Origin of the sequence: Streptomyces sp. UH6, assembly GCF_013421635.1 — a bacterium.
Taxonomy (GTDB): domain Bacteria; phylum Actinomycetota; class Actinomycetes; order Streptomycetales; family Streptomycetaceae; genus Streptomyces; species Streptomyces abyssomicinicus.
In genome coordinates, this window is the sequence record NZ_JACADT010000149.1 from 1 (window position 1) to 8,696 (window position 8,696).

At 72.0% G+C, this 8,696-nt stretch carries 9 protein-coding genes; 6 read left to right on the forward strand and 3 right to left on the reverse strand.

Going from position 1 to position 8,696, the window contains the following annotated elements; translation table 11 throughout:
• The 3 genes from HW445_RS10795 to HW445_RS10805 all read right to left on the reverse strand — a co-directional run.
• Window positions 1–546, reverse strand: a 546-nt coding sequence (locus tag HW445_RS10795; protein ID WP_180220805.1) for an NADH-quinone oxidoreductase subunit C, incomplete at its 3' end; no start/stop codon positions are given.
• Entirely contained in the window at window positions 543–1,118 is a 576-nt protein-coding gene (locus tag HW445_RS10800; RefSeq protein WP_257230990.1) for an NADH-quinone oxidoreductase subunit B, read from the reverse strand. The genes HW445_RS10795 and HW445_RS10800, both read right to left, overlap by 4 nt.
• Before the next feature lie 38 nt (window positions 1,119–1,156).
• Window positions 1,157–1,528, reverse strand: coding sequence for an NADH-quinone oxidoreductase subunit A (locus HW445_RS10805; protein ID WP_308798839.1), 372 nt, complete (start codon window positions 1,526–1,528; stop codon window positions 1,157–1,159).
• 164 nt (window positions 1,529–1,692) lie between these two features.
• Here HW445_RS10805 and HW445_RS10810 point away from each other — a divergent pair, with 164 nt between their 5' ends.
• The 6 genes from HW445_RS10810 to rarD all read left to right on the forward strand — a co-directional run.
• Window positions 1,693–2,946, forward strand: a complete 1,254-nt coding sequence (locus HW445_RS10810; RefSeq protein ID WP_180220806.1) for a sensor histidine kinase — start codon at window positions 1,693–1,695, stop codon at window positions 2,944–2,946.
• 4 nt (window positions 2,947–2,950) lie between these two features.
• Entirely contained in the window at window positions 2,951–3,628 is a 678-nt protein-coding gene (locus tag HW445_RS10815) for a sensor domain-containing protein (RefSeq protein WP_180220807.1), read from the forward strand.
• A 151-nt stretch (window positions 3,629–3,779) separates the two neighbouring features.
• Window positions 3,780–4,433: a LuxR C-terminal-related transcriptional regulator gene (locus HW445_RS10820; protein ID WP_374939628.1), complete on the forward strand. Its 654-nt coding sequence runs from the start codon at window positions 3,780–3,782 to the stop codon at window positions 4,431–4,433.
• 215 nt (window positions 4,434–4,648) lie between these two features.
• Entirely contained in the window at window positions 4,649–6,544 is a 1,896-nt protein-coding gene (locus HW445_RS10825; RefSeq protein WP_308798843.1) for a 2-oxoacid:acceptor oxidoreductase subunit alpha, read from the forward strand.
• Window positions 6,537–7,607 carry a 2-oxoacid:ferredoxin oxidoreductase subunit beta gene (locus HW445_RS10830; protein ID WP_180220809.1) on the forward strand — a complete coding sequence of 357 codons (1,071 nt, stop codon included), beginning with the start codon at window positions 6,537–6,539 and terminating at the stop codon, window positions 7,605–7,607. The genes HW445_RS10825 and HW445_RS10830 overlap by 8 nt, the downstream gene beginning before the upstream one ends.
• Window positions 7,608–7,825: 218 nt before the next feature.
• Window positions 7,826–8,696: EamA family transporter RarD (rarD, locus tag HW445_RS10835; protein WP_180220810.1), on the forward strand; the 871-nt coding region annotated here is incomplete at its 3' end.

The following is an 8,696-nucleotide window of genomic DNA, read 5'->3' on the forward strand; positions in this document are numbered from 1 at the left end:
CTCGTTCGGGTCGGGCACCCCCGGCGGCAGCATCTGCCGCCGCTTGGGCCCACCGTGCTCCGACTCCCCCGGTTCCTTCGCCCCGGGCCACGCCTTGGCGACCCGCGCCGCCAGCACGAAGTCCTTGCGCAGCGGATGCCCTTCGAACCCCTCCGGCAGCAGCAGCGGTTCCAGGCCGGGGTGGCCCTCGAACCGCACGCCGAACATCTCGTGGGTCTCCCGCTCGTGCCAGGCCGCGCCCGCGTGGACACCGACCGCGGAGGCCAGCACCGGGGCGTCGTGCGGCACGGTGGTGCGCAGCAGCAGCCGGCGGACCGGCCGGCCCAGGGCGGCGACATGGGCGCAGACCCGGAAGCCCGTGCCCGGCTCGTCCACCGCGCTCAGCCAGTCGAAGAAGGTGCAGCCCAGCCGGTCCCGGGCGACGGTCAGCGCCTCGGTCCAGGACTCCGGCGGCACGTCGACGGTCAGGACCTCGTAGGACTCCTCGGCCACGGCCCGGTCGCCGAAGAGCGCGGCCGCCGGTTCCGGGAGCCAGCCCTCGCTCATCGGTCCCCCTCCGCGGCGGGCGGCCGGACCAGTCCGCTCGTGAGCGCCGCGGTGGAAGGACGCGGGGCCGTGCCGCTCCCGCCGTACCGCTTCCCCAGCGACTCCCGGGCGATCTTCTCCTGGAGCTTGATGATCCCCTGCAGCAGCGCCTCGGGCCGCGGCGGGCAGCCCGGCACGTAGACATCGACGGGGACGATCTGGTCGACGCCCTTGGTGACCGAGTACGAGTCCCAGTACGGCCCGCCGCAGTTGGCGCAGGCCCCGAACGAGATGACGTACTTCGGCTCCGGCATCTGCTCGTAGAGCCGCTTCACCGCGGGCGCCATCTTGTCGGTGACGGTGCCCGAGACGACCATCAGGTCGGCCTGGCGGGGGCCCGGCGCGAACGGGATGACGCCGAGGCGCATGAAGTCGTGCCGGGACATCGACGCGGCGATGAACTCGATGGCACAGCAGGCGAGCCCGAAGTTGAAGACCCAGAGCGAGTAGCGGCGGCCCCAGTTGAGGACCACCTTCATCGGCTCGGGCGCCAGCCGGGACAGCACGCCCAGCCGCTTGGGCTCGGGCAGCATCACCGGCTCCGGCTCGGGGGTGGCGGCGGAGGCAGCGGTCACGTCCACTCCAGGACGCCCTTCCTGTAGGCGTACAGCAGGCCCACGGCGAGGAAGCCGAGGAAGAGGAACATCTCCACGAGGGTGGCGGCGCCGTAGCCCTGCGCGGCGAAGACGGTCGCCCAGGGGAAGAGGAACACCGAGTCCACCGCGAAGATCACGTAAAGGAACGCGTACACGTAGTACCGGACCTGGGTGTGCGCCCAGCCCTCGCCGACCGGGTCGACGCCGCACTCGTAGGTGAGCAGCTTCTCGGGCGTCGGCACCATGGGCCGCAGCAGGCGTCCCGCGCCGAAGGCGACGGCGACGAACAGCACGCCGACCACGGCGAGGAGTCCGACGACCGAGTAGGACGAAAAGTAGTCGGGCACCTCGGTCCTCGCTCCCCACTCCGGTTGCCTCGTGAACGTACGCAACGGGAGTCTAGGCCCTGGCTCCTCGGCGGCGGCCGGGTGCGGTGGTGGGGTTTTCCCCCGTACCTCTCGGCCGGACCGCCTCATGGCGCGGGCGGACCGCCGCCGGGCAGGCTGGCCCCATGACCACCGAACCGACACCGGCCCCGCTGCCGGCCTCGTCCCCGGCGGCCCCGGTTCAGGCTTCGTCCCCGGCGGCCCCGCTCCCGGACGGCGACCGCCTGCCTCCGGCACGCCTGGCCTACGACGCGTACACCTGGCGGGAGATCGCGTACCTGCTGTGCAACCTCCCGGTGACCGTGGTCGGCTTCACCTACGTCGCGGTGGTGCTGCCGACCGGCGCCGGGCTGACCGTGACCGCGATCGGGCTGCCCCTGCTCGCGCTGGCCCTGATGGGCGCGCGGGTGCTGGGCCGGCTGGAGCGCGGCCGGGCCCGCGGCCTGCTGGGGCTGCGGATCGACGAGCCGAGCCCGCTGAGCTCGCACAACCGGTCCGGCAACTTCTTCGTCCGGCTGTGGACGGCGCTCAAGGACCCGGTGGGCTGGCGGTCGATGCTGTACCACCTGATCCGCCTGCCCTGGGGCGTCGTCACCTTCACGGTCACGCTGACCGGTCTCTTCGTCCTGTGGCCGGTGCTCCCCTACCTGGTGCGCGCGATGACGACGGTGGACCGGGCGATGGTCCGCGGGCTGCTGTCGCCGTCCCCGGACCTGGAACGGCGGATCGCCGAGCTGGAGTCCGACCGCGGCGTGGTGATCGACACCGCGGCGGCGGACCTGCGGCGCATCGAGCGCGACCTGCACGACGGCGCGCAGGCCCGGCTGGTCAACCTGGCGATGGGGCTGGGCCTGGCCAAGGAGAAGCTCCTGGAGGACCCGCGGACGGCCGCCGCCATGGTCGACGAGGCGCACGGCGAGGTGAAGCTGGCCCTGCAGGAGCTGCGCGACCTGGCCCGTGGCATCCACCCGGCGGTGCTCACCGACCGCGGCCTGGACGCGGCGCTCTCCTCGGTGTCGTCCCGCTGCACGGTTCCGGTGCGGGTCTCGGTGGAGCTGGAGACCCGGCCGGCCGAGGCCCTGGAGGGCATCGCCTACTTCACCGTCTCCGAGCTGCTGCAGAACGTCAGCAAGCACAGCGGGGCGCGCGCCGCCTCGGTGGACGTGTGGCGCGCCGAGGACCGGCTGATGCTCCAGGTCCACGACGACGGCCGGGGCGGCGCCCGCCAGGACGCCGGCTCGGGCCTGGCGGGGCTGGCGGAACGACTGGGCGCGGTGGACGGCGTGTTCGTCGTCGACTCCCCGGAGGGCGGTCCCACCACGGTCACCGCCGAACTTCCCTGGCGGGACCGGCCCGTCACCCTCACGAAGGAAGGCTGACGTCATGACCGCCGTCCACCCCTACAAGCGGACCGCGGGGCTCCCCGCGCCGCTCGCGCCGCTCCTGGACCCGGCGACCCTGCTGGCCGTGGTGCACTCGCTGCTGAACCTGCCGGTCACCGTCGTGCTGTTCACCTATGTCGTGACCACCCTGTCGCTGGGCGCCGGACTGCTGGTCACGGTGGTCGGACTGCCGGTGCTGGTGCTGGCCCTGGCCGGCTGCCGGCTGCTGGGCGCCGCGGAGCGGGCCCGGGTGCGGCTGCTGCTGGGCGCGCGGATCGCCGAGCCCGAGGCGCCGGCGCCGCGCGGGGACGCGCCGTGGCTCATCGCCTGGTGCGGCGCGGTGCTGCGCAGCGGGTCGACCTGGCGGCAGGCGCTGTACGCGCTGGTGCACCTGCCGTGGGCGGTGTTCTCGTTCACCGTGACGGTGACCCTCTGGGCGGCCGGGCTGGGGCTGCTGACGCTGCCGGTCTGGTACTGGACGATGCCGGCCGACAACCGGGAGATCCACCTCTTCGGCGACGGCGCCCTGCTGGGCTCCGAGCCGTTCGAGCTGGCCGTGTGCTGCCTGGTGGGCGCGGTGGTGACCCTGGGGGCCGCCTGGACGACGCGGGGCATGGCCGTGGTCGACACGGCCCTCGCCCGGGGCCTCCTCGGCCCGTCGGGGCGCACCGGGCACTGACGGGGAACGGCGCGGAACGGCCGGGGACGGCCGAGGGACGCGGGAACGACGGCGGCGGGGACGGAAATCGTCCCCGCCGCCGGGATGTTGCTGGGATGCTGGGCCGGTGGAGACAGCGCTGGGGCAGGACGCGGAGGACAACAGGGTGCGGGTGGTCATCGCCGAGGATTCGGTGCTGCTGCGGGAGGGACTGACGCGGCTGCTCACCGACCGGGGCCACGAGGTGGTCGCGGGGGTGGGCGACGGGGACGGGCTGGTGAAGACGATCAGCGATCTCGCCGCCCGGGGCGAGCTGCCCGACGTGGTGGTGGCCGATGTCCGGATGCCGCCCACCCATACGGACGAAGGGGTGCGGGCCGCCGTCCGGATCCGCAAGGACCACCCCGGGGTGGGCGTGCTGGTGCTGTCGCAGTACGTGGAGGAGCGGTACGCCACCGAGCTGCTGGCCGGTTCCAGCCGGGGCGTGGGGTACCTCCTCAAGGACCGGGTGGCCGACGTCCGGGAGTTCACCGACGCGGTGGTCCGGGTCGCCCGGGGCGGGACGGCCCTGGACCCGGAGGTGGTGGCGCAGCTGCTGGGCCGCAGCCGGCGCCAGGACGTGCTGGAGGGGCTGACCCCGCGCGAGCGGGAGGTGCTGGGGCTGATGGCGGAGGGCCGCACCAACTCGGCGATCGCGCGTCGCTTGGTGGTCAGTGATGGAGCGGTGGAGAAACACGTGAGCAACATCTTCATGAAGCTGGGCCTGGCACAGAGTGACGGGGATCACCGTCGGGTTCTGGCCGTCCTGACCTATCTGAACTCCTGAGCCCCTGAACTGCTGCCACGCTGGACCGGGGGGTCGCTGTTGACAAAATGTCAACAGCGCGGGCGGTCTGGCGACAGGCTCCGGCTCCCTCGCCTTTCCACGCCAAGCGGTTCAACGAATGACAGGGGAAGGCAGCCCTTACAGACTTAGGGTTGAGGCGGGAGCGACCGGCCGAAGGCGTTTCCCGCACATGCCGCCCAGGGAGGTCCAGTTCAGTGACCAGCCAGGTCAGTACAGAGCGCGAGCCGACAGCGGCGAAGGACGTCCGCCGGCTCGAACGGGTGGTCATCCGGTTCGCGGGTGACTCGGGTGACGGGATGCAGCTCACCGGCGACCGTTTCACCTCGGAGACGGCGTCCTTCGGCAACGACCTGTCGACCCTGCCCAACTTCCCCGCCGAGATCCGCGCCCCCGCAGGCACCCTCCCGGGCGTCTCCTCGTTCCAGCTCCACTTCGCGGACCACGACATCCTCACCCCCGGCGACGCACCGAACGTGCTGGTCGCCATGAACCCGGCCGCGCTGAAGGCGAACCTCGCCGACCTGCCGCGCGGCGCGGAGATCATCGTCAACACCGACGAGTTCACCTCTCGCGCGCTGCAGAAGGTCGGCTACGCGGCCGATCCGCTCGCGGACGGGTCGCTCGACGGCTACCAGGTGCACCCGGTGCCGCTGACCACCCTCACGGTGGAGGCGCTGAAGGAGTTCGGTCTCACCCGGAAGGAGGCCGAGCGCAGCAAGAACATGTTCGCGCTGGGCCTGCTCAGCTGGATGTACCACCGGCCGACCGAGGGAACCGAGGCGTTCCTGAGGAAGAAGTTCGCCAAGAAGCCGCAGATCGCCGAGGCGAACATCGCGGCCTACCGGGCCGGCTGGAACTTCGGCGAGACGACCGAGGACTTCGCCGTCTCCTACGAGGTGGCGCCGGCGTCGAAGGCGTTCCCGCCCGGCGTCTACCGCAACATCTCCGGCAACCTGGCGCTCTCCTACGGCCTGGTCGCCGCGTCGCGCCAGGCCGGGCTGCCGCTCTACCTGGGGTCGTACCCGATCACCCCGGCCTCCGACATCCTGCACGAGCTCAGCCGGCACAAGAACTTCGGCGTGCGCACGTTCCAGGCGGAGGACGAGATCGCCGGCATCGGGGCGGCGCTCGGCGCGGCCTTCGGCGGCTCGCTGGCGGTCACCACGACCTCCGGTCCCGGGGTGGCGCTGAAGTCGGAGACGGTGGGCCTCGCGGTCTCGCTGGAGCTCCCGCTGCTGATCGTGGACATCCAGCGCGGCGGGCCGTCGACGGGCCTGCCCACCAAGACGGAGCAGGCCGACCTGCTCCAGGCGATGTACGGGCGCAACGGCGAGGCGCCGGTGCCGGTGGTCGCCCCGCGCACCCCGGCTGACTGCTTCGACGCGGCGCTCGAGGCCGCCCGGATCGCGCTGACCTACCGCACCCCGGTCTTCCTGCTCTCCGACGGCTACCTCGCCAACGGCAGCGAGCCGTGGCGGGTCCCCGAGGTGGAGGACCTGCCGGACCTGCGGGTGGAGTTCGCCGACGGGCCGAACCACACCACCGAGGACGGCGTCGAGGTCTTCTGGCCGTTCAAGCGGGATCCCGAGACGCTGGCCCGCCCGTGGGCGGTGCCGGGCACGCCCGGCCTGGAGCACCGGATCGGCGGCATCGAGAAGCAGGACGGCACGGGGAACATCTCCTACGACCCGGCCAACCACGACTTCATGGTCCGCACCCGCCAGGCCAAGGTGGACGGCATCGCGGTGCCGGACCTCGAGGTCGACGACCCGGGCGGCGACGCCCGGATCCTGGTCCTCGGCTGGGGCTCCACCTACGGGCCGATCACGGCGGCGGTCCGCCGGCTGCGCGGCATCGGCCACCCGGTCGCGCAGGCCCACCTGCGGCACCTCAACCCGTTCCCGGCCAACCTGGGCGAGGTGCTCCGGGCCTACGACAAGGTGGTGGTCCCGGAGATGAACCTCGGCCAGCTCGCCACGTTGATCAGGGCGAGGTTCCTGGTCGACGCCCGCTCCCACACCCAGGTCAACGGCATGCCGTTCAAGGCGGAGCAGCTCGCCGCGGCGCTGAAGGAGGCCATCGATGGCTGACACGACCGAGACGTCGGCGAACCTGCTGTCGCTGGTCCCCAAGGCGGCCGGCAAGCAGACGATGAAGGACTTCAAGTCGGACCAGGAGGTCCGCTGGTGCCCCGGCTGCGGCGACTACGCGATCCTCGCCGCCGTCCAGGGCTTCATGCCGGAGCTGGGGCTGGCGAAGGAGAACATCGTCTTCGTCTCCGGCATCGGCTGCTCGTCCCGCTTCCCCTATTACATGAACACCTACGGGATGCACTCCATCCACGGGCGTGCGCCGGCCATCGCGACCGGGCTGGCCACCTCGCGGCGGGACCTGAGCGTTTGGGTGGTCACCGGTGACGGCGACGCGCTGTCCATCGGCGGCAACCACCTGATCCACGCCCTGCGCCGCAACGTCAATCTGAAGATCCTGCTCTTCAACAACCGGATCTACGGACTGACCAAGGGCCAGTACTCCCCCACCTCCGAGATCGGCAAGATCACCAAGTCGACGCCGATGGGCTCGCTGGACGCCCCCTTCAACCCGGTGTCGCTGGCGCTGGGCGCGGAGGCGACCTTCGTGGCGCGGACGGTGGACTCCGACCGCAAGCACCTCACCGAGGTGCTCCGGCAGGCGGCCGCCCACGAGGGCACGGCGCTGGTGGAGATCTACCAGAACTGCAACATCTTCAACGACGGCGCCTTCGACGTGATCAAGGACCGGGAGCAGGCCCAGGAGGCGGTGATCCGCCTGGAGCACGGGCAGCCGATCCGCTTCGGCGTGGACGACGCCAAGGGAGTGGTCCGCGACCCGGTCAGCGGCGACCTCGTGGTGGTCGACGTCACGCCGGAGAACGAGGCCGACGTCCTGGTCCACGACGCGCACGCGGCCTCGCCGACCACCGCGTTCGCGCTCTCCCGCCTGGCCGATCCGGACACGCTGCACCACACGCCCATCGGAGTGCTCCGGTCGGTGGGGCGCCCGGTGTACGACACGCTGATGGCGCGGCAGCTGGAGGACGCCGTCGAGCGGCAGGGCACGGGCGACCTGGGGGCGCTGCTGGCGGGCAGCGACACCTGGACCGTCGCCGGGTGATCCGCGTTGGGTGATCCACGCCGGGTGATCCGCGCCGGGTGATCTCCGGCGCGTGACCCGCGCCGGGTGACGCTCCGTGCGCCCGCGCTTGACCGCACACGCCGCGCCCCCCGCGCGTCAGGACCGTATGTCGATACGGGAATGACACGCGGGGGGCGCGGCGTTACCTTCCGGATGGCGCCTACGCTGCGGGAGCGTGGCAGCCAGAAGGAGGAGCAATGCCACAGCCGGCGCCGCGGAACGAGAACCGGATCGGTCTGCTGAACGGATTCGCCGCCTACGGCATGTGGGGCCTGGTCCCCCTCTTCTGGCCGCTGCTGAAGCCGGCCGGCGCCGCGGAGATCCTGGCGCACCGGATGATCTGGTCCCTGGTCCTGGTCGGGCTGGTCCTGCTGGTGGTCCGCCGCTGGGCCTGGGCCGGCGAGCTGATACGCCAGCCCCGCAAGCTGGCGCTGATCACCCTGGCCGCGACGGTGATCACCGTGAACTGGGGCGTCTACATCTGGGCGGTCAACGCCGGGCACGTCGTCGAGGCGTCCCTCGGCTACTTCATCAACCCCCTGGTCACCATCGCCCTCGGCGTCCTCCTCCTCAAGGAGCGGCTGCGTCCCGCGCAGTGGGCGGCGGTCGGTGTCGGTCTGGCCGCCGTGGTGGTGCTGACCGTGGGCTACGGGCGGCTGCCGTGGATCTCGCTGACCCTCGCCTTCTCCTTCGCCGCGTACGGCCTGGTCAAGAAGAAGGTCAACATCGGCGGGCTCGAGTCGATGGCCGCCGAGACCGCCGTCCAGTTCCTGCCCGCCCTGGCCTACCTGCTGTGGCTCGGTTCGCGGGGGCAGGCCACCTTCGGCACCGAGGGGGCGGGCCACGCCGCCCTGCTGGCCGCCACCGGTGTGGTCACCGCGGTGCCACTGATCTGCTTCGGCGCCGCCGCCATCCGGGTGCCGCTGTCCACGCTGGGCCTGCTGCAGTACCTGGCGCCGGTCTTCCAGTTCGGTCTGGGCGTCCTCTACTTCCACGAGGCCATGCCGGCGGAGCGCTGGGCGGGCTTCGCCCTGGTGTGGCTGGCGCTGTCCCTGCTCACCTGGGACG